Raw genomic sequence first — 25,705 nt, forward strand, 5'->3', positions numbered from 1 at the left:
TTTTGGCCAGCGGCCAACTTCCGCCAAATACTGCGGCAAAACCAGCATTAAGAAACCCTGCCACTGCATGGTCTTTAGGGTAGCAAGTCGGCTTTCACCTTTGGCTCGGTTGCATGAGCAGGCCACCGCCAGGCCGGCAGGTACTGCGCCAACAGCAGCAATGCCACCCAGGGTAACAGCCAGGCTACCCGTCCCTGTAGCCGGTCGAGCACATTGGCCAGGCTCCCGGTTACCAAGGCATTGCTTACGATACCCGCCCCGCATACCAGCACCAAACCTGCCGCCGCCGGAGCCACGCGGGCGCTCCAAGGGCCGAACAGCATCAGCCCCACCACCAATAAAGCCAGTAGCTGCGCGCCGTATACCCGCTCATTCAAGTTCTTGAAATCCAGCTGCCCCCGGTTTTGCAGCGACGACATGTATTCCTTCAGCTCATAGGGCGCGTACTCGGCTACCTTCCAGTAGGGGTTGGTGTTTTCCCGAAATGGAGTCAGCCCATCCCCGTGCGCCACGTGCGTGAGTTGCCGGAGCGTGGCCTGAATGCTTTCCGATAGCAGGAGTGGGTAGTAGCGCGGGGAAAGCAACACCTGCCGGATGATGTGTTGGTACTCTGCCCGGTTGGCATTCCAGCCCCCGGTGCGATGCAGGGGGCTGTTCCCATCCCACATAAACTGCATGGCGTCGTTGGGTAGCTGGTCCCGGAAGGCGCACAGCAGATACTGGTTTTCAGGACCGCAGTTTTCCTGCAAAAACTTATCCAGCACCCCACTCTCCGACAACCGGGCTACCAGGAAGGCCGGGGAAGCTTTCGAAATTTGGAAACCGCCGCCAAAAGCCGCGTGTAGCACCGGCAGCACTACCCAGCCCGACAATGTTATACCCAGCACCAGCAGCCAATCAGGCCGGTGCAGGATACCCCGCCGAAACAGCCGCTGGTGCCAACCCACTACGCCCACCCCCAGCACTGTAAGGGAGAAAGTAAGCAGGTTGGAAGAGTGCATAACGGCGGCCAGCAGCAGGATGCCCAGCAACACGAGGCGTTCGGTTGATGCCGGACGAGCCAGCAGTAACAGTGCCAGCGCCAATACGCCCACCGCCGTGAAAATATCGGGCATCAGTTGGCTGCAGTACCAGGAAACGCCCGTTAGCCAAGCTACTCCGCCCACCAAAGCCAGCCTTCCGGCTGGGTGCTGCAGGCGGGGTGCAAACACGGCTATGCACCGCCAAAGGAGCCAGGCCAGCAACAGGCCTTGGGCAAAAATCACCAGCCACAGCGTACTACGCAGGCCCGTAACCAAAGCCCACAGGCCGTAGGTAATGGGCCGGTCATCGGGCACCTTTAGCTGCAAGGCACTATTCAGATACGTGCCCGTGTCGGAGGTGACGAGCGGGAAGCCATTATAGAGGCCTGCACTAATGAGCACCAGCGCCCCAAGCAGGAGCCAGAATAACTTGTTGCCCGCACGGCGAAGTGAAATCATAAAGAAGATAGCTGAGGACAAATAAGTAGCTCGCCGCCGATAAAGCCAGAGGCGCCAAAGATATACAAGCCCACAGAAGAGCCGCTTATTCTCTCGCATCAGCCTGAGTTGTATGGTTCTTCGGGTGGAAGCGCCGAAGTCGTGGTGGTGTATGCGCCCTGGCTGGGTTCCGCATGCGCGCCCTGCTATATTTGCCCGGTTTCCGGCTATCCTGTTTTCTATTCGTACCTATCTTGCCTTTACTGCATTCTGCTTTACGCCGACACGGGCTTCCTATTCTAGCGCTGCTGCTGCTCACCTTTAGCCTGATGTATGCGGCGCTGGGGCCCATTCTGCTGCATCCGGGCCAGTACACTTTTGCTGCCGGGGGAGACGGTACCAAGAACTACTATTCCCTACTCTACCACATCCGCTACGGCCACGGCAGTCACTTTAAAGGCATGCTCTACCCGTACGGCGACCATCTGGTATTTGCCGATGGCCAGCCCCTGCTGGGTATTCCATTGGCTTACCTGCAACAGGCCGGCATACCCGTAGCTGATGTAGGGCTGACGCTCCTTAATAGCCTGATGCTGCTGGCGCTACCGCTCACGGCAGTAGTTGTGTACTTGTTATTACGGCGGGTGCTGCTGCCTGCCGGGCCGGCAGTGGTCGGCGCGCTGCTCATCAGCTTTATGGCTCCGCAACTGGAGCGGTGGCTGGGGCACTATGCGCTTTCCTACGCCTTCATTGTCCCGCTGCTGTGGTACCTGCTGGTGCGGGCGCAGGCCGCGCCCCGGGCCTGGGGCCCGCTGCTGGGTTATGTTGCCGTCGGGCTGATGGGCGGCCTGCTGCACCCCTATTATCTGCTGTTGGCGGCCTTGCTGGGGCTGTCTTACGCGCTGGTTGCCTGGTTACAACGGCGGCGCCCTAACCGCAACGCGTATCCGCTGACGTTGGTAGTCCGGATGGTGCTGGCGGCGGTGCTGCCTATCATTCTATTCCAGCTTTGGATGGCCCTCACGGACTCTGTTACGGACCGGCCGGCTACGCCCTACGGCTTTTTGGTATACCGCTCCCGGTTCGAAAGCGTGTTTTACCCCGTGCTCGAGCCGCTGGCTTCTTTTTGGCGTGCTGCCTTCCGCACCCCCGAAACCGTTGGGGAAGGCTGGGCTTATGTGGGGTTGATGAGCCTGGTAGTATTAATTCTTACCGGAGTGAAGGGGCTGCGCTACCTGCTTCAGGGGAAGTGGCAACTCATATTGCGGCCGGTACTCCCCCCCCCTTGCGCGTTGGGTTGTACGCCGGTCTGCTTACGCTGCTGTTTGCCTGGGGCGTGCCGTTTATCTGGGGTCTGGAAGGCTTGCTGAACTACCTGGGTCCGATTCGGCAGTTTCGCTCCATCGGCCGCTTCGCCTGGATTTTCTACTATTTCTTTACGGTGTATGCCGTGTTTTACTTCTACCAGCTGGGCCGCTACCTGCGCCAGCACCGGGCCGGCCGTTTTGCGCACATGCTCCTGCTGCTGGTAGTACTGGTATGGGGCTGGGAAGGGCGCACGGCCCTCAATACCTGGGTTCAGCGCATGAAGAACACCAACGCTAATCCGGATTATACCGCACGGGCCCTGCTGCACCCCATTGATACCTACATTGACTACTTGAACTGGCAGGGCACTCCCAACAGCACCTATCAGGCCATTGTGCCCCTACCCTACTTTTTGCTGGGCCCCGAGCAATTCGGCACCAATGATATACCCGCTTCCGCCTACGAAGCCATGCGCGCCTCCCTTCAGACGGGGCTGCCCATTGTAGCCTCCTCCATGTCCCGCACCTCACAGGCGCAGGGCCTGGCGGCCGCCCAGCTGCTGTCGGCCCCCGAACTGCCGAAAACCCTGCTCGCGCAGCTTCCCTCGCGCAAGCCGCTGCTGCTGCTGGTAACCGAGGAAGCCCTCACGCCCGCCGAACGGCGGCTTATCAGTTTAAGCAAACTGTTGTTGAAAGATGCTCATGTCAGCTTGTATGAGCTCCCGGTAGCCGCTTTAGAGGCAACCCCCTACCGGCAGGCAGTTCTGGCTGCTGCCCCCCACCTGCCTGCCCGCTCAGATGTGGTGCGCCGCACTTGGCCTGCCGCCAGCGGCACCGCGTCGCCGCTGGGTGGCGGGTCGTTGCGGAGCCCGCAGGCGGCCGTGCTTTTTAATGGCCCGGTTCCACAAGCCGTGGATACAGCCCATTATGAGGTATCGGTATGGGTGCGCGTGGTAGGCATGAGTAACCTTCCCATTCTTCGGATTCAGGAATTGGATGCCCAAACCGGCCAGCAGATAGAAAACTATGAGGTTCCTTCCCGCAAGATTGTAGAGGTATATAAGGGCTGGACTCGCCCTTGTTTTGTCCTGCGGCCCCATCACCCTGCCAATAGACTGGTAGTGAGATTGGAAGGCGACCCATTTGAGGCGGCTCACCTGCTCATTCGGCCGGCCTATATCGATGTATTCGACCAGCCAGTTGCCGGGAGAACCTTCAAAAACAACCTCCCCTTGCAGGATTAGCACCAGCATAGTTTCAGCTCTGGTGCCCAGCTTTCCTGTACTGATAAGGGGCATTCTTTCTACCACCGCTCAATATGTAGGATCATAGGATGAGCGTTACAAGTTGGCACCCGGAGCAGCTATTGTGCTTGGTTAATTCCGTACTTTCGCGCCTCTGTTAGTTTAGGACCAAGCCTTTTAGCATCGGTTGCAGACGCTTATAGCGGCAGCTGCAACCTGTTCTGTTACCCTTTCTCTCTTGCTTGCTGCCTACTGTGGATCTGTCCGTTATCATTCCCATTTACAACGAAGAAAAAAATATTCCGGCGCTGTATGAGCGGCTGCGGGGGGTATTGGTTTCGATGGCCCTCAGGAGCTACGAGTTAGTATTTGTGAATGATGGCTCCGCCGACCAATCCCTGGCCCTCATCCAGGATCTGGCCGCCCAGGACTCCCGCGTGCGTTACATCGATTTCAGTCGCAACTTCGGCCACCAGATTGCCGTGTCGGCGGGGCTGGACCTTTCCCGGGGCACGGCCGTGGTCATCATCGACGCCGACCTGCAGGACCCGCCGGAGCTGATTCCGGCCCTGTACGCCCGGCTGCACGAAGGCTACGAAGTAGTGTATGCCAGGCGCCGTACACGCCAGGGGGAAAGCGCCATTAAGAAGTTTACCGCCAAGGTGTTCTACCGCCTGCTGGCCCGTATCACCTCCGTCAACATCCCTCTGGATACGGGCGACTTCCGCATCGTATCCCGCAAGGTGGTAGATGCCCTGCGGCAGATGCCGGAGCAGAACAAGTTTATCCGCGGCCAGATTTCCTGGATTGGCTACCGCCAGACCTACGTGGAGTATGAGCGCGCCGAGCGCGCTGGCGGCGAAACGGGCTACACCTACCGCAAAATGCTGCGCCTGGCCCTGGATGGCATCACTGGCTTTTCCGATGTGCCGCTGAAAGCCGCCAGCGTCAGCGGCTTTCTGGTTTCGGGCGTCGCCTTTCTGGTGATGCTCTACACCTTGTATGCCCGCTTTATAACCCGCGACTACCAGCCGGGCTGGGCCTCGCTGATGGTCAGCATCCTGTTTCTGGGTGGCGTGCAGTTGATTGCGGTGGGTATTATTGGCGAGTACCTGGCCCGCCTGCTGGCCAACGTGCGTCAACGGCCGCTCTATATCATTTCCGACACCAACATAACCGACGCGCCTGCTTTGCCGCGCCCGACGGGAGTACCAACCGGCACCGCATCATGAATATTGAGTACGAACTGAAGTATCACCAGATAGAAGAAAACTACTGGTGGTTTCAGGCCCGACGCGACATGGTGTTTCGCCTGATTCAGGACCTGAAGCTGCCGCAAACTGCCGCCGTGCTGGAAATTGGCTGCTCCGGCGGACCGCTGCTGCAGCGTCTGGAAAGCGTAGGCTATACCAACCTGACCGGCATCGACGTAAGCGAGGCCGGCGTGGCCGTGGCCCGGCAGCGCGGCATCAATAACGTATCCTGCATGGATGGTGCCCGGCTGGACTTCCCCGACGCCACCTTTGATCTGGTAGTGGCCTCCGATGTGCTGGAGCATATCGAAAACGAGGCGCAGGCCCTGCGCGAATGGATGCGGGTGCTGCGGCCCGGTGGGCAGCTATTGGTGTTTGTGCCGGCCTTTCAATTTCTGTGGGGTAAGCACGATGAGGTAAACCAGCACTGGCGCCGCTATTCTGCCGCCCAACTCACGGCCGCCCTCCGCGGGGCCGGCCTGCAGGTGCAGCGCCACTCCTACTGGAATGTGGGCCTGTTTTTTCCCACTGCGGCCGTACGCCTGCTCAAGCGCCTGCTGCCGGCTGAGAAAGGCCCGGTCAAAGACGATTTTTTCGCCACTCCCCCGCTGCTCAACATGCTGCTGCGCGGCTACATCACCACCGAAAACCGCTTGCTGCAGGCGCTTAATGCCCCCGTGGGGGTGAGTGTTTTTGCCCTGGCCCGCAAGCCGGTTTAGCCTTTATTTTCCCAAGACGCCGTGGATTTATCCATTATCATCCCCATCTATAACGAGGAAATGAACCTGCCGACGCTGTATGCCCGTCTGAGCGCTATGCTCGACGCGCTGCCGCTGCAGGCTGAGGTAATTCTCGTCAATGATGGCTCTGCCGACCGCTCCCTGACCATTATTCGGGAGCTGGCCGCCCGCGACCCGCGCGTGCACTTCATCACCTTCAGCCGCAACTTTGGCCACCAGATTGCCATTACGGCCGGACTGGATTTATCCCGCGGGGCAGCCGTGGTGGTGATGGACGGTGACCTGCAGGATCCACCAGAATTGATTCCGTCCCTGTACGCCAAGCTGCACGAGGGCTATGAAGTGGTGTATGCCAAGCGCCGCTCCCGCCAGGGGGAAAGCGCCATTAAGAAATTCACCGCCAAGGTGTTCTACCGCCTGCTGGCCCGTATTACCTCCGTCAACATCCCCCTAGATACGGGCGACTTCCGCATTGTTTCCCGCAAGGTAGTGGAGGCGCTAAAGCGCATGCCGGAGCAGAATAAGTTTATCCGGGGGCAGATTTCCTGGATTGGCTACCGCCAGACGTTCCTGGAGTTCGACCGGTCTGAGCGGGGCGGCGGCACCCCGGGCTATACTTATGGCAAGCTCATCCGGCTGGCTCTGGATGGCATCACTTCCTTCTCCGATTTGCCTTTGCGCGTGGCTTCCGTTACTGGCTTTGTGGTATCGGGCATAGCCTTTTTAGTGATGATGTATGCCATTTATGCCCGCTTTTTCCTGAAGAACTACGGAGCCGGCTGGCCTTCTACTATTGTGAGTGTACTGTTTTTGGGCGGCGTGCAGCTGATGTGTATTGGAGTTATTGGGGAGTATATTGCCCGGCTGGGGGCTAACACTCGCCAGCGGCCTCTCTACATCATCGACGAAACCGATATGCCCGCGCCGACGCCCTATACTCCGCATCCATCTGCTTAAATGGCTGTTTCCGTTGACTTAGTTCTACCGTGTTATAACCCGCCGGCTGGTTGGGTAACCAATCTGGCCCGGCGCGTGGCACGGGCAACGGAGCTGATTCCGCAGGTGCAGCTGCACGTGATTGTGGTGAACGATGGCTCTTCGCGGGGCGTATCGGCGGCCGATGTAGACCTGCTGGCCAGCTTGCTGCCTAACTCCCGCTACCTCACTTACACGCAGAACCGGGGCAAAGGCTACGCGTTGCGCTACGGAGTGCAGCAGGCTGAGCATGCGCTCTGCCTGTTCACGGATATTGATTTTCCCTACGAAGAAACCAGTGTAGCGGCCGTGCTGGAAGCGCTGCTGGCCGGAGCGGACGTAGCCGTGGGTACCCGCGACACCCATTATTACACCCAGGTGCCCCGTGGGCGCATTATCATATCCAAGCTGCTGCGCCACAGCACCCGCCATCTGCTGGGCTTGGCGGTATCTGACACCCAATGCGGGCTGAAGGGGTTTAACCGGCGCGGGCGCGAAGTATTTCTGGCTACTACTATAGACCGGTACCTGTTCGATCTGGAATTTATTTTTCTCGCTTCCCGCCCGGCCGCGCAGCTGCGGGTGCAGCCCGTACCAGTGCGCCTGAAACCCGGCATCGTGTTTTCGCGCATGAGCCCCCAGGTGCTGCTCACCGAAGGAGCCAGCTTTCTGAAACTCCTCATGGGTCGACTGGCGTGAAAAATACTCCGCTTACTTCTGCCACACCGCGGTACTGGTTTACGCCGCTGGCGGTGCTGCTTATTCTGATTCTGCTGGGCTCCCTCCTGTTTGGTCCCGTGCTCTGGCACCCCGGCCACTACCTATTTGGGAGTTCTGAGGACGGCTATAAGAACTACTACACCGCGCTGTGGTATGTGCAGCACGATGTCGGCGTCTGGTTTACGGGCATGAACTACCCCTTTGGGGAGCATGTGGTATATACCGATAACCAGCCGCTGTTTTCGCTGGTGCTGCGCAGCCTGCAGCAGGCCGGACTGCCGCTGGATGTAGTAACTGTATTCAACAGTGCTATGCTGCTGGCGCAGCTGCTTAGCGCGCTGCCGCTGCTGGCCCTGCTCCGGCGCCTGCCCCTGCCCGACTGGTATGCGGCCACCGTTACCGTTTGTATGGTGCTGCTGGCCCCGCAGCTGGAACGGCTACTGGGCCATTATGCGCTTTCCTACAGCTGCGCTGTGCCGCTGCTCTGGTACCTGCTGGTGCGCGCCGATGAAACTGGCAACCGCCTCTGGTATGCGCTATATGGCGCCAACATGCTCCTATTCGGTGGCCTGCACCCATATTATATTATTATCGGGGCGTTGCTGCTGCTGGTGTATAGCGCCGTGGCGTGGTGGCAACGCCCGGCGGGCAGCGGCTTGTTCTGGCGGTTTTGGTGGCCGGTATTGACCAGCGCTCTGCTCCCGATGGTTATTTTCCAAGGTGTGCTGCGCCTGACGGACCCCTATGCTGCCGACCGCACGGGCTTGCCGTACGGATTCTTCGCCTACAGCTCCTCGTTCTGGAGCGTATTTTTCCCGGTAGAAGTTCCCACGCGCATCTGGTGGCAAACCATCTTTCACACCCCTGATCCTAGCTGGGAAGGCCTGGCGTATGTGGGCCTGGTGGGTACCACCCTGGCCGTGCTTACCCTGGCACGGGTATTTGGCCGGGTACGGCGCAAGCAGTGGCAGCGCCTGCGCCGCCCCGCGTTGCCGCCCATGTTGCGCGTTAGCCTGTGGGCCGGCACGCTTATTCTGCTGTTCTCGATGGGCTGGCCGTTCCGCTGGGGTCTGGAGGGCTTGTTGAATTATTTAGGGCCGATTCGGCAGTTTCGCTCCATCGGGCGCTTTGCCTGGATTTTCTACTACTTCTACTCCGTTTATCTGGCATACGCGCTGTACCAGGCCTACCGCTGGCTACGGTGGCATCGGCCCGGCAAAAGGGCCGGCTTTGTTCTGGCGCTGGGACTGTTGCTATGGTTTGCGGAAGGCATGCTGAACGCCGGCCACAAAGGGCAGCTGATTCAGCAGCTGCCCTGTTCGGCCGGCCGGCAGATGCCTGCCCCACGCCCCGCCCCCGACCATTTCCAAAACCGCCTGGCACAGGCCGGCCGCCAACCCTCCGATTTTCAGGCCATCATCCCGCTACCCTATTTCCTGATGGGCAGTGAGGTAATCTCCCTGCCTGAGAGTGGCCACCGCGTAGCGCATAGCTTGTACCAGGGCATGCGTGCTTCGCTGGAAACGGCGCTGCCTCTGGCCACTCACCAGCTTTCGCGCACGGCCCTCTACCAGGCGCAGGAGCTGGCACAGCTGCTCAGCCACCCGGCCATCGACAAAGCCCTGTTGCGCCGCCTGCCCGACCGGCGCCCCCTGCTGCTGCTGGTTGACCCTAAAACCACTCTTGATTCGGCGGAGACATCTATTCTGGCGCGGGCGCGGGTGTTCTACCGCGACTCGGCCGTTTGGCTGGCCGAGCTGCCCCTTAGCCAGCTGGAAGCCCGGCCCGCCCTGCAGGCAGCCTTCCAGAAACAACGCCCTACGCTGCATCGCTTTCCAACCTATTGGGCCAGTGAGGCCACGCCGCTGGTGTGGCATAACAGCTTTGATAAGCCCAGAAAAGATCCGGATTTTCAGCCGGATATTCCGCCACTGCTGGGGCCGGGCGCCCAGCCGATACGCCGGGCACCGGAGCTGTTTTTCAACCAGAATATCCCGCAGGCGGGCTGGTATGAAGCCTCAGTGTGGGTGTATCTGCGCACGGAGAAGCTGCCGGCCCTGCACTGGAGCCTCAGCAACCCGGCTGGCACCGTGTTGGACAGCAGCGCCATTGAAACCAAGTTCAGCACCAACGTGCTGGGCGACTGGGTGCGCGTTACGGCGCACATCCACGTAACGCAGCCCGGCCAGCACGTACGCATCTGGACCCAGGGCCGCCGCTATGTGGTGGATGAGTTTGAGTTGCGGCCCGCCGGTGTAGCAGTGTGGCGGCAAACGCCGGATTCGAGCCAACTCATCTACAATAATTACCTGCTGACACCTACGCTACCCATGGCCACGCCGCTCGCTGCCAGGCACTAGATTACTAGGGCTAAGGAGGCTGCTTCGGGCAGATGAACAGCCAGGATGAAAGCCCGCCGCCCGGAATTTTTCCCTAGGCGGCGGGCCTTCGGTTTCAGCGAATACCAGTAGCATTATCTGATTTCTGAAGCCGGGCGCCAAAGCAGGCTGTACCCATCTATCAGCCGCTCGGAGTAGCCCAGCGGTAGCAGCATCTGGCGCAGGTAGCGGTGCACAGGCTGGTTTTGGTAGTTGGGGTGCACAACGAAAGCAGCCGGCTGATACTTGCGCAGAAAAGCCTGGACCTGAGCGGGTGTACATACAACAGGCAGAACTGTATCGGGGTGAGTCTGCAAGGCCAGCAGGCGGCCCAGCACTATATCCTGCTGAAACGAGGCGAAGACATCGGGGCTAATGCGGGAGAGATACCCGATTGGCAGCTTTTTATGGTGCTGAGTCTGGTAAAAGAACTGCTCGGTCTGCACAATGCCTACCTGGCGGTTGCCATCCAGCAGCCCGAACGGAACCGGGAACAAGGTGGTGCCGGGCAGCCGGGTTACTTCCGCATACACCGCCGGAATATCGTTGGCAGTGGTAAGATGCACGGGTTTGGGCCAGTATTCTACCAGTATCATGCCCAGCAACAGCCCACTCAGCGCAGTTTGCCACCGGGGGCGCAGCCAGGGCTGCCAGATAGCTTCCAGCGCACTGAACGACACAACCGGCAGCAGCAGGCTAACCATCATAACCCAGCGCGTGGGCACCCGGATGTTGTTGACGAAAGGAATGAAGTGCAGCAGCGCGGTGGGCAGATTAAGATGCTGTTTGCCGAAGATGCGCAGTGCGGGCAGCGTTAACAGCACAAAAAAAGCAGCATCCAGGCCAGCGGCCGGCCGCATCCAGGTGGCGGCGGGAGGCCGGGCGGTTTGGCCACATCATCACTATCAGCCCCAATAGCAGCAGGGAGTACCCTAGGAACAGCACGATTTCCACGGACCCCGGTATGTTGTATACCTTCGGATTCAGAAACAGCCGTTGAGCCCAGCCAAAATCCAGAAAGCGGCTGTTGGGTGCCGGTAGCAGGTAGCTCACGGCATCACCGCCCCACCAGGGGCCGCCGTAATCGGGCACGCCCAGGTTGCGCAATTGCTTAATCAGGGTATGGCTTACCAGCAGCCCCAGATTGATGATGAGCATTTCGTTTTGCAGCCATACATTCAGCATACCCAGCACGGGCATGTAGGCATGCATCCACAACGAAGTGCCCCCGGGATAAAGCAGCCAATTGGTATAGAACGGATTGTTGCCGCTGGCTACCGCTTCCCGGAAATTCCAGAAGTTCCAGATATACAGCAGGGAGTCGCCTCCGGAACCGGGCCGGGTGGGGAAAGCCGTGGTAAGCTGCGTGGCCAGGGGCCATGTGAACAACACAAACAGCAGAGCATAAAAGCCGGTGACCAGGGCAAGGCGAAGCCAGTATTTCATTCAGGAGAGTGGATGGGTAGCGGGAAGTGCTGTTTTTCAGCCGCAGGCCCAGTTTGCAAAAGTAGCTATTCAAATCAGTTAGCTTTACCTTGCTGCCCCATCTTCCCCCACCCATGCTAAAGCTTCAGAACTACATCAACGGCCAGCTGGTGCCGCCGGCGGCCGGCCGCTACCTCGACAACATCGAGCCCGCTACCGGCCAGGTGTACTCTCTGCTGCCCGACTCCAATACCCAGGATGTTGCAGCGGCCGTAGCGGCGGCAGAAGCCGCGCTGCCCGCCTGGCGCGCCCTGCCCGCCGAGGAACGGGGCCGTTTGCTGGTGCGGATTTCGGAACTAATTGAGCGCGAGCTGGAACCGCTGGCGCAGGCCGAAAGCAAGGACAACGGCAAGCCCGTGAGCCTGGCCCGCACTGTGGATATACCCCGGGCAGCCAGCAACTTTGCCTTTTTCGGCACCGCCGCGCAGCATTTTGCTTCCGAAACCCACTTTCAGGAAGGCGTGGCGCTGAACTACACCGTGCGGCACCCGCTGGGCGTGGTGGGCTGCATCTCGCCCTGGAACCTGCCCCTGTACCTGTTTACTTGGAAAATTGCGCCGGCGCTGGCTGTGGGGTGCTGCGTGGTGGCCAAGCCTTCGGAAATTACCCCGCACACCGCTTTTTTACTGAGTGAGCTTTGCATAGAAGCCGGGCTGCCCGCTGGAGTACTGAACATTGTACACGGCGCCGGCCCCGGAACCGGACAGGCCATTATTGAGCATCCCGCCATAAAGGCCATCAGCTTTACGGGTGGTACGAAAACGGGCGAGCATATTGCCCGCACGGCTGCGCCCATGTTCAAGAAACTCTCGCTGGAGCTGGGCGGCAAAAACCCCAACCTCATCTTCGCCGACTGTGACCTGACGGAAGCCGTGAATATCAGCATCCGCAGCTCGTTTGCCAACCAGGGCCAGATTTGCCTGTGCGGCTCGCGCATCTTTATCGAGCGCAGCATTTACGAGCCTTTCAAAGCTGCCTTTTTGGAGCGCGTGGCCGGCCTTACGGTAGGCGACCCTCTGGAGGCCGGCAGCCGGCAGGGCGCTCTAGTCAGCGAGGCACATCTGCTAAAAGTGCTCAGCTACATTGAGCTGGCCCACGAGGAAGGCGGCACCCTGCTGGCCGGCGGTAAGCGCGTGCATCTGGAAGGCCGTTGCGCCAATGGGTTTTTCCTAGAGCCAACCGTGTTCGAAGGCCTCACGCCCGAATGCCGGGTAAACAAAGAGGAAATCTTCGGGCCCGTGGTCACCCTCACCCCCTTCGATACCGAAGAAGAAGCCATAACCTGGGCCAATGGCACCGACTATGGCCTGGCCGCCACCATCTGGACGCGCGACCTGAACCGGGCCCACCGCGTGGCGCATGCCCTGCACAGCGGCATTGTCTGGATTAACACCTGGCTGCACCGGGATTTGCGCACGCCCTTCGGCGGCATGAAAAACTCCGGCGTGGGCCGCGAAGGCGGGCTGGAAGCGCTTCGCTTTTTCACCGAGCCCCAGAGCATCACCCTCAAGCTGGGCTAGCCGGATTTATTCCAACCGCCGCAAGGCGGTTTCCAGCTGGGCCAGGGTGGTTTCCCGGAACTGCAGCTGGGTGGTATCCGGGGCGCCATCCGTTTGCCGCAGGGCCAGGTAGGGCGTATCGTTGAAGTAGCGCACCGCTACCAGCGTGCCTTTGGGCTGGGCGGGCGCGTGGCGGAAAACATAGCTGCCGGTTTCATTTGGAACGCCGGATAGCACGGTGCGGCCATCGGCCAGCACCAGGCGCACGCTGGTGTTGGGGTCCGCATCCAGCCGCACGGCCAGCTCTGCCGACGGCGATGGAGCGGAGTAGGGCCGGGCACAGAGCAGCCAGCCCAGGTTGCTGGTCCGGAAGACGTAGTGCTCCGCCGAAGTCAGCCCTTCCTCTGCCTCTTCCACCGTATCGGTCGGGGCTGAAGTCAGGGCAGTATCGGACGTGGTGAGCATGCCTTCCTGCGGATTAAAGCGAATGGGCACCACCATTTTCACTTTCACAAAGCGGCCATCCTGCTGCCCGGGCGTCCAGTGGCCCGAGGTTTGGCGCAGCACCCGCAGTACTTCTTCATCGCACCCATCGCCAATACCCCGCAGGATTTTGGGGGAGTTGATGCGGCCGGCCTCATCTACCACGAAGGAGGCAAACACCATTCCCTGCGTGCCCCGGGCCAAAGCCGTTTTAGGGTAGCGGATGAGCTTGTTGATATCTGTGGGGCTTTTGCCGTAGGTGGGCAGCTGCTCGGCCGTGGTATAAATCTGCTCCGGGGCCGGATCGGCGGGGGCGGTTTCCTCCCACCGCACGGGCTGCAGCTCAGCGCTGACGCCCCGGAACAGGGACATACCGGTTTGCTGACGCGAAACGGGTAACTCTACCTGATAAGTGCGGTTGGGAGCCAGCGCCAGCTGCTGGCCGTGGGCCGAAGCCCGGATGAAAACGCCGCCGCCCGCAGTCAGCAGCTGCCCGTCGGCGGTTTCGCTCACCATATCGGAGAGCAGCATATCCACCAGCGAATAGCATTCCTTCAACTCAATCCAGACCTGGCCTGCCATGGCCTGCTGCCGCCCGTCGACAAAACAGCCGGCCGGAATGCGCACCACGGTGCCCTCCTGCCCGCGAACTTCGGCGGGGTGGGTAGGGTCGATGCGGTAGTACTGGCTGGCTTTGCGGGTGAGGTCGAACAGGCGGGTTTCGCGGAGTGGCGGGCTGGCGACCAGCTCGCTGGCCGGGGGCCGGGCTACCCGGCTATACACCAAAAGGGGCGCGTTGGGGTTGGTGCGGCGGGTCAGGCGGTGCCAGGTAACGGGCTTATCGCTCGGGGGCTCCACCGCTAGGGTGGTATCAGCAGCCAGCGAATCCAAGGAGGCCGCGGCGGGGGCATTAGCCGGCTGCGTTTTCTCGGCCGGCTGTTGCTGACAGGCACCAGTCAGCAGGAAAATCAAGGAGAAAAATGGCTTCCACAAGCTACGTTGGAGGGGCATGAGCATAAATAGCACCGGGCGTAGAGGGTTTAAGGTTTTGGCAATAAACAAGATTGCCCAGGACTTTGCAAGCAAACTGTGCTTCGCAAAGCCCTGGGCAATTCCAGGCAGAGGCGTTTACGGCTAATTCACCGACTTCGCCGCGCCCGAAGAGCCATCGGGCGTAAGCGGCAGATTTTCCAGGATAAAGTTGGTCATCTGGCGGTAGAGGTGCAGGCGGGTATTACCCCCATAAATACCGTGGTTGCGGTTGGGGTAGTACAGCGTCTGGTAGTCTTTGTTGGCTTTGATCATGGCATCCGTAAAGGCCACGGAGTTCTGAAAATGCACGTTGTCGTCGCCGGTGCCATGTACCAGCAGCAGCTTGCCCTTCAGCTTATCGGCGAACTGCACGGGCGAGTTGTCGTCGTAGCCGGCGGGGTTTTCCTGCGGGGTTTTCAGGAAACGCTCGGTGTACACCGTGTCATAATAGCGCCAGTTGGTAACGGGCGCCACGGAAATGCCCATGCGGAACAGGTCGGCCTCCTTGGTCAGGGCCAGGGCCGTCATGTAGCCGCCGAAGCTCCAGCCCCAGATGCCGATGCGGGCCTTGTCTACGTAGGGCAGCGTGCCCAGGTATTTGGCCGTTTCGCCCTGGTCAATGGTTTCCAGTTTGCCCAAGTTGGCGTAGGTGGATTTCTTGAAAGCCGCGCCGCGGGCGCCGGTTCCGCGGCCATCCACCGATACTACGATGTAGCCTTTCTCTACCAGCAGCTGATGCCAGAGATAGTTGGTGAAGGCAATGCCTCCACCTGCATCGTCCTTCACGGTCTGGGAGCCGGGGCCGCCGTACACGTACATCAGCACGGGATATTTCTTATTAGCGTCAAAGTTGGCGGGCTTCATTATCCAGCCATTCAGGGCTACGCCTTCCGAGTTTTTGAAGTTGATGAACTCCAGCTTACCCAGGTTGTACTGGCCCAGCGTCTGGCGCAGGGCGGCGTTGTCTTCCAGCACCTTCACCAGCTTGCCGGTTTGGGCGGTGCGCAGGCTCACTACTTGCGGCACGCCAGCCTCGGAGTGGTAGTTGAGGTAGTAGCGGCAGTCGGGGCTCATGTTCACGGCATCTACGCCGCGGCCCGCCTCGCTGAGGCGGGTTTTGCCTTTGCCTTTCAGGCTCACGCGGTACAGGTGGCGCTCCATGGGCGAGCCTTCCGTGCTGGTGAAGTACACCAGCCCGTTTTTCTCATCGAAGCCGTTGATTTCGGCAATTTCCCAGGGGCCTTTGGTCAGCTGACGGTCCAGCTTGCCCTTCATATCATACAGGTAGAGGTGGCGGTAGCCGTCTTTCTCACTGGTGAACAGGAACTGCTTGCCGCCTTTCAGGTAGCGCAGGTCGTCGTTTACTTCCACGTAGGCCGCGTCGGTGTCAGTCAGCACTACGTCGGTTTTGCCGGTGCTGGCGTTAGCGTGCAGAATCTCGAGCTTGTTCTGCAGGCGATTGAGGCGGCGGATGCTGAGCACGTTAGGCGTCTGCGTCCAGATAATGCGCGGGATGTACTGGTCCGGCTCTTGGCCCACGTCCATTTTCGTGGTTTTGGCGGCGGCTACATCAAACGTAGAAACACTCACGATGGAGTTTTTCTCGCCCGCTTTGGGGTATTTGTAGCGGTAGTCTTTGGGGTAGAGCGGGCCCCACTCCTGCAGGTTGTACTCCGGCACCTGCGACTCATCGAAGGTGTAGAAAGCCAGCTGCTTGCTGTCGGGGGACCAGAAGAAGCCTTTCGCAAACTCAAACTCTTCCTCGTACACCCAGTCGGTGCTGCCGTTGATGAGCTTGTTGCGCACACCGTCCGTGGTCACGGCTTTTTCCTGCATGGTGGTCAGGTCTACCACAAACAGGTTGTTGTCGCGCACGAAAGCCACTTTGCTGCCATCGGGGGAGAAGGTGGCGTAGCTCTGCTTGTTGCCGGCGCTCAGGGGCGTGAGCTTCTTGGCGGCGCGGTCGTACACGTAGTACAGGGCGCGGGAGCTGCGGCGGTAAATGGGTTCTTCGTCGGTCCAGAACAGGATTTTCTGCTCATCGGCGTTGAACTCGTAGCCTTCTACGGCCAGGGGCTGGGGGCTGCCGGGCGCTTTCAGATCCTGGGCGGCAACCAGCGTTTGCACGGCCTGGCCGGTGGTTACGTCGTGCTGCACCAGGTCGCCTTTATCCAGGGAGGAGTAGTAGCGGCCGTCGCGCATCCAGTTAAAGCCGGGCACCGACTTGGCCTGGAACGTGCCTTTTTGCCAGATGTCTTCGAGGGTGATGTCCTTTTTCTGCTGGGCAACAGCGGTGGGGGTGAGCCCAGGCAGCAGGGCGGGGCTGGTCAGGGCCAGCGCTAAGGCTAGTCCGAGAGTGCGAAATTGCATAGAGTGGAAAAATTTCGGCGGGGATACTGACGTTAAAGATAACACGCCCTCCGGGAAAAGAAGTGCGTCTGCTCTGGGATGGGGCCGCCTGTGGCGCAAAGTCGGCGGCAGGCGGCAAAGGTTGCTTGCCCGGGGTATCCTGACTTTGCCGCGTTCTTCCCACCTTTGTTTTCTATGGCTCTTCGTCTATCCGTTATTTGTTTGTTGGTCCTGAGCGGCCTGGCCGCCTGCACGCCGGAACCCGGCTCAGAACCCCGCTTTAACTTCGTGGGCTCCTCGCGCTTCACCTCCAACGACCGGCTGCTCACCACCCCCGGCGATACGCTGACCACGCGCGTAACCGGCGACCTGCGTGATAGTCTAAACGACCCACTCCTGCAGCATTACACCATTACCGTAGACTACACTCCCAAGGAGAAGGACGAAGAAAAGAAGCTCCCGCAGCTCGTTTACTTCGACACCACGTTCAGCAGCCTCAATTTCAACTATCAGCTTACGTTTGGTGCCCGTACTACCTCCGGCTACGAGCGGTGGAAACATACGCTCACCAATGCGGATGGCAAAGCTGTTTCCCGCTCCTACCTGCTTACCGTGCGGAATCCGGACTCGCTGAAGGCCTACCACCCCTACAAGGTATTCCTGCAAGCCGCCCGCCGCACCAGCAGCCGCAGCACGCTCAATGCCCGGCAGGGCCTGGTATTTCCGGGCTTTACCGTGCGCGATAACCCGGCCGCCCAGCAGCTGGTGGACCTCATAGCTCTGCCTTCGGCCGCCGGCGGAATAGAGCTGGCCTCTCCAACCGATGCCACCGTGGCCGCTGCTGCCCCGGTGCTCAATAGTACGGCGTGGCTTACCCGCAACGCTACTACCATCCGCCAAACCAGCCTCGCCCAGGCGCAATTCAGCCTGCTTACGAAAGCCACTGATCTGGTAGCGTTATATGATAGTGCAAAGGTCAGCACTACCCCTACCCGCTCCGGCGCGCTGGTGAAGGAAAAAGTGCTGACTTTCCGGACGGCCGCCGGGCGCACCGGAGCTATTTATGTGGAAGATGTGACCAATAATACAGCTCTCCCCCGGGCCACGCTTCAGGTCAGAATTGACAAAGAATAAAGCTCCGTACCACGTACTATAAAGCCATAAAAAGAGCCGGTGCCTTGAAGGCACCGGCTCTTTTTATGGTAATAAGCAGGCCGATTTAAAAGAGCTTTCCAACCGTAAAGCTGGTGGTAAAGCGGTGCTCATCAATTGTAAGGCGGGGCTGCTGGCCATTCGCTAAATTGAACGGCGAATAAGTGGAGCTGCCGGTGGTGTACACCCCCGACAAATCGATAAACGTATTTTTCTGGCGCAGGCCCACCCCACCGGTATAGTATGCGCGGGTGCGGTCTGCCTCGTTGGATTTGAATGGGTCGCCGTAGAGGGCGTAGCCCAACCGGAAGCGGAAGATATCGGCCCGCAGCTCGCCCCCCAGGCGCACGTTCACGGCCGATTTATATTTATCTGCCACGGCCTGGTTTTGCTCATCGAAATAAGACTCATCGGCCGTTTTCTTTTCATTATCGGCGTGCAGGCGGGCCTGGCCGTAGTTCACGTATTCGACATCAGCCGAAACAAAGCCGTTTTTACCCACTACCAACGCCCCACCCACATTGGCCCGGAAAGGCGACGTGAGGGTGTAGTTTGATTCGCCGGGCCGCGTTACCGCCATGGCATCATTAATGGTGCTGACGGTGCCGTTGGAATTGGTTACTTGCAGGCCGGAGAAGTTGGTACTGAGCGACGTTTTGTAGGTTTCGGTGAGGCTGCTGAACGTAGGCGTCTGCACCGAGGCCCCGATTCGCAGTTGGTCGCTGGCCCGGTAAATAACCCCGGCCCGCACATTAAGGCCGGTGCCGGTCGTGTTTACCTCATCGCGCAGCAGCAGCGAGGTAAAGGCCGTATTCGCGTCGTCCTCTGCTTCACTGTATTCCCGCAGCAGATTATACCGCGTCCGGACCACACCCAGGCTGGCGCCCAGGTATACCTTGTCGCGGTAGCTGGCACCATAGCCAAAGTCGTACTGCGTTTGCGAGCCAGTAGTGGAAACCGTTTCATCAATGAGAACCGGCTCAGAGCGGTTGATGGTAGAGACATAGTCCCGGCCTTGCTCGTCCTGGTTCACATTCGTCAGGTAAGCCCCATAGCCCAGTCCATCCAGAGTGGTGATGTTCTCCCCGTTTTGTCCGTATTCCGCATCCAGGTCATCCTGCGTAGCCGGCGATTCGCGTAAGTACTCAAAGAAAGTCTGCCTGTCAGCTACGTTCCCTTTGTAATGAAAGCGGGAATTGAAATCGTTGATGCGCGTGGCCCCAATAGCAAAGCTGCTCCCGCGCCAGTCCGATGAGTTATCGTTATCAGCCAGACGGTTGGTAAACACCACGCCCACGCTGCCGATGTGCAGGCTGCTGCGGTTATTCTCCAGAGGGCTGCCCACCCCCGAAGTGGTGGTATTGGAAAAGCCCAGCCCGGGCGTAAAGCTAAACTCCGACTGACGATACAAGCACAACCCGGCCGGGTTGGTACTTAGCACGCCCAGATCGGCGCCCACGGCGGTGGTGGCGCCCCCAATAGCCTGGGTGCGGGCCGTGCCGCCAAACTGCTGCCAGGAGTAGCGCAGTGCATCAGCATCGGTTTGGGCAACAGAAGGGAGGGCGAGACCCAGACAAGCCAGGCCAAGCCAGAACGGAAGGGTTTTCATACAGAGAAGGTGGGAAGCAGAACGAATACGCGCAAGGCTGGCGGCGCTTAGTTAACGCGGCCACGGCCACGCGAGCCGTTGTCGTTGGAGGAAGGCGTGGGGCGGCTGGCCGGCTCACTGTTGCGCTCGGCGGGCCGCTCATAAGAGCGGGAAGGCTGCTCACTGCGCTCCGGGGTGTACTCCCGGGTACGCTCCCGCCGGGGCTGCTCCGCAGACCGGGCCGGACGCTCTTCGCGGCTCTCAGAACCTTCCGGGTAGCTGCGCGAGCGGCGGGGCTGCGGACGAGGGGTTTCCTCTTCTTCCCGGGCCGGGCTGGGCGTGGGCATCTGGGGCCGGCTTTCCAGCACGCGGCCGGGCCGCGAAGCCGGGTCATTCACACTGCCCCGCACCCCGCCATCGGCGTTGCGCTCCTCAATGCGGCCCCGGGCCGGAATAGGCCGGTTGGTGCCGGGTGAGGTGGAAACCGGACGGCGCCCCGACTCCGTGGCCGGCACGCTAATGGAGGTGCCGCCGGAGGTATTGGTGCGGCTATCTACTGCGCGGCGGTCGGTAATTACGCCGCGTCCGCGGGTAGTGGAGTTCCCGGGGCCTACGTTGGTGCTCCGGTCACGGCGGGGGCCGTAGTAGGTGTTGTCCCGCGAGGTTTTGCCCCAGTCGTTGTAGCGGTTGTTATAATAGCCGTTGTGGTAGCCATTGCGGTACCCGTTCCGGTAGCCCCAATCATAGCCGCCATACCCATAGCCGTATCCATAAGGACGACGGTAGGAAGGCCAGCCCCAGCCAATGGAAATGTTCACGTAAGAGCCGCCACCATAGAAGGGGTCATAAAAGGGGTCGTAGTAGCCGTAGCGACGGCCGTAGGCATAGTCGCCGTAAAACCAGGGGTCGTAGGCGTAGCTGGTGTAGGCGTAATCATAGTAGCCCGGCGCGAAAGACCAGTAGCTGGGCTGATGGAAACGCCGGATACGCGCCATGTACGTGTATTCGTCATCATCGTAAGTGGAGTACGAATCACTGTACTGCTCCCGCCCTTGATCAGTGCGAGAGTCCTGCGTGGCCGATGACTCGTTGGAAGGCACGCTTTCCGCGCCCCGGTTTGCCTGCACGGCGGCCAGGGCGGGGTCCACGGTGGTTTGGTCTTTAGACGAGTAATAGACCCCGTCGCTCTCCGTGGTGAGAGCAGAAGTGCCCGCACAGCTTCCCAGCGCAACCAGGGCCAGAGCGGACAGGAAAGTAGTGAGGGATTTTTTCATGACAGCGCAACAAACAGAGGACGACTAAAGAAAAGAGTACCAACAACCCCAAACGGTTGCCTGTCACTTTTAGACAAGGGCAGAATGCTCCGGTTTAATAACGTAATTTCGCCCCGAAACGGTGCCCCAAACTACTGACAAATGTTGTACCAGTTTGCGGAACTATTCCTACTCTACCCAAAGATAGTCCCATCATGAGCAAAAGCCTGCCGAAGCGGAGCGAAGATTATTCGCTGTGGTATAATGAATTGGTGAAACGCGCTGGTCTGGCCGAGAATTCGGCCGTGCGCGGCTGCATGGTTATCAAGCCCTACGGCTACGCCATCTGGGAAAAAATGCAGCGCACCCTGGACGACATGTTCAAGCGCACCGGCCACCAGAATGCCTACTTCCCGCTGTTCGTGCCCAAAAGCTTATTTGAAGCCGAGGAGAAAAACGCGGAAGGCTTTGCCAAAGAATGCGCCGTAGTAACCCACTACCGCCTGCAAACCGACCCCGACAACCCCGGCAAGCTGCGCGTAGACCCCAACGCTAAGCTGGAAGAAGAGCTGATTGTGCGCCCCACCTCGGAGGCCATTATCTGGAGCACCTACAAGGGCTGGATCCAGAGCTACCGCGACCTGCCCCTGCTCATTAACCAGTGGGCCAACGTGGTGCGCTGGGAAATGCGCACCCGCCTGTTTCTGCGCACGGCGGAGTTTCTGTGGCAGGAAGGCCACACGGCCCACGCCACCGCTGAGGAAGCCCTGGCCGAAACCCGCCAGATGCTGGACGTGTACGCCGAGTTTGCCGAAGAGCACCTGGCGCTGCCCGTTATTAAAGGTGTAAAAACCGAGAACGAGCGGTTTGCCGGCGCCCTAGAAACCTATTGCATTGAAGGCATGATGCAGGATGGCAAGGCGCTGCAGGCCGGCACCTCGCACTTCCTGGGGCAGAATTTTGCCAAGGCGTTTGACGTGCAGTTTGCCAACAAGCAGGGCCAGCTGGAGCACGTGTGGGGCACCAGCTGGGGCGTAAGCACCCGCCTGATGGGGGCCCTGGTAATGGCGCATTCCGACGACGAAGGCCTGGTGCTGCCGCCCAAGCTGGCTCCCATTCAGGTGGTGATTGTTCCCATCTACAAAACCGGCCAGCTGGATGAGCTGCTGGAGCGCATCCGCCCCATTCAGATGGGCCTGATTGCCCGCGGCATTTCCGTGAAGATTGATGACCGCGACACCGAGCGCCCCGGCTTTAAGTTTGCGGAGTGGGAGCTGAAAGGCGTGCCCGTTCGCATGGCCGTAGGCATGCGCGACCTGGACGCCGGCACCGTGGAAATTGCCCGCCGCGACACCAAAGAGAAAATGAACCTGCCCCTGGCCGACATCGTGGCCAGCATCGACCAGCTGCTGCAGGATATTCAGCAGAACATCTACCGCAAAGCCCTGGCCTTCCGCGACACGCTTACCACCCGCGTAGACACCTATGAGGAGTTTAAGCAGGTGCTGGAAGGCAAAGGCGGCTTCGTAGTGGCCCACTATGATGGCACCTCAGAAACCGAGGAGCGCATCAAGGACGAAACCAAAGCCACCATCCGCTGCCTGGCCCTGAATGAGCCTGATGAGGATGGCATCTGCATTCTGACCGGCAAGCCCAGCCAGCGCCGCGCTTACTTTGCCAAGGCGTATTAATCAGTCGGCATTCCGCTAACAAAAGCCCCGCTGCACGTCCTGTAGCGGGGCTTTTTTGCTGTAATCGAAGCGCTTACACTACCAGCCGCAGCTCGTCGGTAGCCTGGCTCTGGTACTGCTGCCGGGCGCGCTGGGCTTGCTGCAGGTGGCGCTCCTGGTGGGCTATAACAAACTGGAAGGTTTCGCCCAGACGTAGCTTCAACAGGTGGAAGAACTCGATGGGCACGGCTTTGCGGTTGAGGTTAGCGTGGGCGGCCCGGGACAGCAGGCGCAACAAGGTTTCCTGATGCTGCCGAAACTCCGTGAGTACGCTGCGGTCCAGGGTGCTTTGCGCGGGGTTCATGTGCCGGAGGGTTTTCTGCAGCTTGTGGTTTTCCGGCCGCACCGTTTCGTAGGATTTTCGCCCCAGCCAGCTAAAGCCTACTTCGGCATCGGTGCTGGCGTTGGGGCGCTCCTGGGCCAGCGCCTTGCGCAGGGCCGGGAGGTAGTAGCGGGCGTAGCGGTTCAGGTGCTCCAGGCACTCCAGAACGCTCCAGCTGGCCGGGGCGGGCTTGAATTGGAGTGCCCGGATATCCAGCGGCTCAAACTCAGTTTCAAGAATAGCGAGCTGGGCTTGAACCTGCTCCCGGAGCTGTTGCAGAAAGGCCTGGGGTTTCATAGCGGATAGTGTGAAGTGAGGGATAAGTGACGGTTCAAACTTCTCACATCTTCGCGCTTAAAACCTTGATGCAAATCAATATTTAGCGCAGCCGGCTGAGCGTTTCCGGCGTCATGCGCAGGTAGGAGGCAATGTACTTGCGCGGCACCAGCTGAAACAGGTGCGGGCTGCGGGTACGTAGCCTATCCAGGCGGCGCTGGGGCTCGGGCAGCAGCAGATCTATTTCCCGCTCGATGCGGCCTACCACAGCCCGCTCCATTTCCGTGCGCCAGAAGCGCCCAATGTTGGGGTGCGTTTCAATCAGTTCCAGCAAATGGGTGCGGGAAATGGCCAGCAGGCGGCAGGCTTTCAGGGCCTGAATGCCGTAGGCAGAGGGCCGGCCTTCCACGAAAGAGGGAAACGAGCAAATCAGGGTGCTGGCATAGCCAAAGCCCACGCATATTTCCTCGTGCGCCGTGGGCAGAAAGATGCGCAGTATGCCTTCGTCAATGAAATACAGATAATGATCAATCTGGCCTTCCTGAATCAGAAAATCTCCGCGCCGCAGCTGCACCGGCTTGTGCCAGCAACGCAGCAGCGCCTCAACATCGGGAGCCTGCAGGTCCGGCACGCGGTGCAGCAGCTCACGCAGGTGGGCCGCCGGCGCGGCAGTGGGGGTACGGGTAGCGGAAGTAGCCATGATAAGTGTAAGTGACGAAACCAGACTCGTACTGTTCGTAAAATAAGCACCTTCCGCCGCTTGCCGAAGCTTTCTGCGTATCTTCCCTCCACCTACTGCATTTCCCTTTTCGTCATGGACTGGCTCACTATTGCACTCCTGTTATTGTTCGGTCTGCTGTTTGTAGCGGCCGAGGTAATTTTTATTCCGGGCACCACCGTGGTAGGGCTGGCCGGGCTGGCCCTGCTGATAGCCGGCATCTGGATGGGCTACCGCGACCTGGGCACGCCCTACGGACACTATATGCTGGTGGCCTCGCTGCTGATAACGGGCGTGCTGGTGTATGTAGGCTTGCGCCCGCGCAACCTCAATAAAATGGCGCTTACCAGCGTGCACTCCAGCCACGTGCGGGATGCGCGCCTGCCCGATGTGCAGCCCGGCACCGTGGGCCGCACGCTCTCGGCGCTGCGCCCGGCCGGCACGGCGCTGTTTGCTGAGGACCGGCGTGAAGTAGTGACGCGGGGTGAGTTTGTGGACGCCGGGCAAATGGTACGGGTGCTGCGCATTGAGCAAAACCGCATTGTGGTAGAGCAGGCCTGAAGCAGGGTTGCTTGGGTCTGGTTGCGAGTTGTCAGTTTTTAGTTGTTAGTTGCTGCTACCTATTTCACCGAAACTGGTAATCAGCCCTTCACAACCCGAAACGCCCCATGAACTTCCCCTTTTTCCCGTTAGCAGTGGCCGCGGTGGCGCTGCTGGTGCTGCTGTACTTTTTCCCCGTCAGTCTCTGGATTACGGCCCTGTTTTCCGGTGTGCGGGTCAGCCTGTTTCAGCTGGCGTTTATGCGGGTGCGCAAGGTGCCGCCCTCCCTCATTGTCAACTCGCTTATCACCTCCACCAAAGCGGGCCTGGAGCTGACGGCCAACGACCTGGAAACCCACTACCTGGCCGGTGGCAATATCCCCAGCGTCATCAAAGCCCTGATTTCCGCCGACAAAGCCAACATCCCCCTCACCTTTAAGCAGGCCACCGCCATTGACCTGGCCGGCCGCGACGTATTTGAGGCAGTGACCACCAGCGTAAACCCCAAGGTGATTAACACGCCCAACGTGGCGGCCGTGGCGCAGGATGGCATTCAGCTTATTGCCAAAGCCCGCATTACAGTGCGCGCCAATATTACGCAGCTGGTGGGCGGCGCCGGCGAGGAAACCATTCTGGCCCGCGTGGGTGAGGGCATCGTAACCAGCATCGGCTCCTCCAAGTCGCACAAAGAAGTGCTCGAAAACCCGGATAAAATCTCGAAACTGGTGCTCAGCAAAGGCCTCGATGCCGGCACTGCTTTCGAAATTCTCTCCATTGATATTGCCGATATCGACATCGGAGAAAACATTGGCGCCAAGCTCCAGATAGACCAGGCCACCGCCGATTTGAAAGTAGCCGAAGCCAAAGCCGAGGAGCGCCGTGCCATGGCCGTAGCCGTGGAGCAGGAAAACCGCGCCAAAACCCAGGAAGCCAAAGCCCGCGTGGTAGAAGCCGAAGCGGAAATCCCCAAAGCCATTGCCGAAGCCTTCCGCAGCGGTAACCTGGGCGTGATGGACTACTACAAAATGCGCAACGTGCAGGCCGATACCGATATGCGCGACTCCATTGCCAACCCTGGCGGCCAGAACAGCACCAAGCCCGGCCAGAATGAAACACGACTGAGCTAACGCCACCTACTCACATTAAAAAAGCCTCCTGCTCAGAGCAGGAGGCTTTTTTGTGGCTATAACTGCTGGTGAAG

At 59.8% G+C, this 25,705-nt stretch carries 21 protein-coding genes; 12 read left to right on the forward strand and 9 right to left on the reverse strand.

Annotation, left to right across the window (positions count from 1 at the left end):
* Positions 1 to 74 precede the first annotated feature (74 nt).
* Positions 75 to 1,481: a hypothetical protein gene (locus AM218_RS13460; RefSeq protein WP_054414368.1), complete on the reverse strand. Its 1,407-nt coding sequence runs from the start codon at positions 1,479 to 1,481 to the stop codon at positions 75 to 77.
* A 233-nt stretch (positions 1,482 to 1,714) separates the two neighbouring features.
* Between AM218_RS13460 and AM218_RS13465 the strand changes: the two genes are divergently transcribed.
* The 7 genes from AM218_RS13465 (at position 1,715) to AM218_RS13495 (ending at position 10,059) form a co-directional block, all read left to right on the forward strand.
* Positions 1,715 to 2,830 (forward strand): DUF6311 domain-containing protein, encoded by a 1,116-nt coding sequence (locus AM218_RS13465; RefSeq protein ID WP_157547665.1) that lies wholly within the window; start codon positions 1,715 to 1,717, stop codon positions 2,828 to 2,830.
* Positions 2,746 to 4,011, forward strand: coding sequence for a hypothetical protein (locus AM218_RS13470; RefSeq protein ID WP_157547666.1), 1,266 nt, complete (start codon positions 2,746 to 2,748; stop codon positions 4,009 to 4,011). The genes AM218_RS13465 and AM218_RS13470 overlap by 85 nt, the downstream gene beginning before the upstream one ends.
* Before the next feature lie 254 nt (positions 4,012 to 4,265).
* The gene (locus AM218_RS13475; RefSeq protein ID WP_082318321.1) at positions 4,266 to 5,243 is read left to right on the forward strand and encodes a glycosyltransferase family 2 protein; all 978 of its coding nucleotides are present in this window, start codon (positions 4,266 to 4,268) and stop codon (positions 5,241 to 5,243) included.
* Positions 5,240 to 5,983: a class I SAM-dependent methyltransferase gene (locus AM218_RS13480; RefSeq protein WP_054414372.1), complete on the forward strand. Its 744-nt coding sequence runs from the start codon at positions 5,240 to 5,242 to the stop codon at positions 5,981 to 5,983. Before AM218_RS13475 ends, AM218_RS13480 begins: the two co-directional genes overlap by 4 nt.
* Before the next feature lie 21 nt (positions 5,984 to 6,004).
* Complete coding sequence (locus tag AM218_RS13485; protein ID WP_054414373.1) at positions 6,005 to 6,961, forward strand: glycosyltransferase family 2 protein; 957 nt, start codon at positions 6,005 to 6,007, stop codon at positions 6,959 to 6,961.
* On the forward strand, positions 6,962 to 7,678 hold the full coding sequence (locus AM218_RS13490) for a glycosyltransferase family 2 protein (protein WP_054414374.1): 717 nt from the start codon (positions 6,962 to 6,964) through the stop codon (positions 7,676 to 7,678).
* Positions 7,675 to 10,059 carry a DUF6311 domain-containing protein gene (locus tag AM218_RS13495; RefSeq protein WP_054414375.1) on the forward strand — a complete coding sequence of 795 codons (2,385 nt, stop codon included), beginning with the start codon at positions 7,675 to 7,677 and terminating at the stop codon, positions 10,057 to 10,059. The genes AM218_RS13490 and AM218_RS13495 overlap by 4 nt, the downstream gene beginning before the upstream one ends.
* 113 nt (positions 10,060 to 10,172) lie before the next feature.
* Here AM218_RS13495 and AM218_RS13500 read toward each other — a convergent pair whose 3' ends face one another.
* Both AM218_RS13500 and AM218_RS13505 read right to left on the reverse strand, forming a co-directional pair.
* On the reverse strand, positions 10,173 to 10,901 hold the full coding sequence (locus AM218_RS13500) for a hypothetical protein (RefSeq protein WP_157547667.1): 729 nt from the start codon (positions 10,899 to 10,901) through the stop codon (positions 10,173 to 10,175).
* Complete coding sequence (locus AM218_RS13505) at positions 10,852 to 11,523, reverse strand: hypothetical protein (protein WP_054414377.1); 672 nt, start codon at positions 11,521 to 11,523, stop codon at positions 10,852 to 10,854. The genes AM218_RS13500 and AM218_RS13505 overlap by 50 nt, the downstream gene beginning before the upstream one ends.
* A 113-nt stretch (positions 11,524 to 11,636) precedes the next feature.
* Here AM218_RS13505 and AM218_RS13510 point away from each other — a divergent pair, with 113 nt between their 5' ends.
* Positions 11,637 to 13,082 (forward strand): aldehyde dehydrogenase, encoded by a 1,446-nt coding sequence (locus AM218_RS13510; protein WP_054414378.1) that lies wholly within the window; start codon positions 11,637 to 11,639, stop codon positions 13,080 to 13,082.
* 6 nt (positions 13,083 to 13,088) lie between these two features.
* On the opposite strand, the gene AM218_RS13515 is transcribed toward AM218_RS13510, so the two are convergent.
* Together AM218_RS13515 and AM218_RS13520 are read right to left on the reverse strand one after the other, a co-directional pair.
* Positions 13,089 to 14,555, reverse strand: coding sequence for an energy transducer TonB (locus AM218_RS13515; protein WP_197273974.1), 1,467 nt, complete (start codon positions 14,553 to 14,555; stop codon positions 13,089 to 13,091).
* 123 nt (positions 14,556 to 14,678) lie between these two features.
* Positions 14,679 to 16,946: a S9 family peptidase gene (locus AM218_RS13520; protein ID WP_082318238.1), complete on the reverse strand. Its 2,268-nt coding sequence runs from the start codon at positions 16,944 to 16,946 to the stop codon at positions 14,679 to 14,681.
* A 174-nt stretch (positions 16,947 to 17,120) separates the two neighbouring features.
* Between AM218_RS13520 and AM218_RS13525 the strand changes: the two genes are divergently transcribed.
* Positions 17,121 to 18,059, forward strand: a complete 939-nt coding sequence (locus tag AM218_RS13525) for a hypothetical protein (RefSeq protein WP_157547669.1) — start codon at positions 17,121 to 17,123, stop codon at positions 18,057 to 18,059.
* A gap of 85 nt (positions 18,060 to 18,144) precedes the next feature.
* Here AM218_RS13525 and AM218_RS13530 read toward each other — a convergent pair whose 3' ends face one another.
* Together AM218_RS13530 and AM218_RS13535 are read right to left on the reverse strand one after the other, a co-directional pair.
* Positions 18,145 to 19,686 carry an OmpP1/FadL family transporter gene (locus AM218_RS13530; RefSeq protein WP_054414381.1) on the reverse strand — a complete coding sequence of 514 codons (1,542 nt, stop codon included), beginning with the start codon at positions 19,684 to 19,686 and terminating at the stop codon, positions 18,145 to 18,147.
* Between the two features lie 47 nt (positions 19,687 to 19,733).
* Positions 19,734 to 20,939, reverse strand: coding sequence for a hypothetical protein (locus AM218_RS13535; RefSeq protein ID WP_054414382.1), 1,206 nt, complete (start codon positions 20,937 to 20,939; stop codon positions 19,734 to 19,736).
* Between the two features lie 194 nt (positions 20,940 to 21,133).
* Here AM218_RS13535 and proS point away from each other — a divergent pair, with 194 nt between their 5' ends.
* Complete coding sequence (gene proS / locus AM218_RS13540; RefSeq protein WP_054414383.1) at positions 21,134 to 22,609, forward strand: proline--tRNA ligase; 1,476 nt, start codon at positions 21,134 to 21,136, stop codon at positions 22,607 to 22,609.
* Positions 22,610 to 22,682: 73 nt separating this feature from the next.
* Here the strand turns inward: proS and AM218_RS13545 are convergent, their stop codons facing one another.
* On the reverse strand, positions 22,683 to 23,267 hold the full coding sequence (locus AM218_RS13545; protein ID WP_054414384.1) for a DinB family protein: 585 nt from the start codon (positions 23,265 to 23,267) through the stop codon (positions 22,683 to 22,685).
* 82 nt (positions 23,268 to 23,349) lie between these two features.
* A complete protein-coding gene (locus AM218_RS13550; protein WP_054414385.1) occupies positions 23,350 to 23,946 on the reverse strand; it encodes a Crp/Fnr family transcriptional regulator in 597 nt (198 codons plus the stop codon).
* 60 nt (positions 23,947 to 24,006) lie between these two features.
* Here AM218_RS13550 and AM218_RS13555 point away from each other — a divergent pair, with 60 nt between their 5' ends.
* A complete protein-coding gene (locus AM218_RS13555; RefSeq protein WP_502213741.1) occupies positions 24,007 to 24,525 on the forward strand; it encodes an NfeD family protein in 519 nt (172 codons plus the stop codon).
* 107 nt (positions 24,526 to 24,632) lie between these two features.
* Positions 24,633 to 25,631 carry a flotillin-like protein FloA gene (gene floA / locus AM218_RS13560; protein WP_054414387.1) on the forward strand — a complete coding sequence of 333 codons (999 nt, stop codon included), beginning with the start codon at positions 24,633 to 24,635 and terminating at the stop codon, positions 25,629 to 25,631.
* Positions 25,632 to 25,705: the final 74 nt, after the last annotated feature.

This window comes from Hymenobacter sp. DG25A (assembly GCF_001280305.1).
Lineage (GTDB): Bacteria > Bacteroidota > Bacteroidia > Cytophagales > Hymenobacteraceae > Hymenobacter.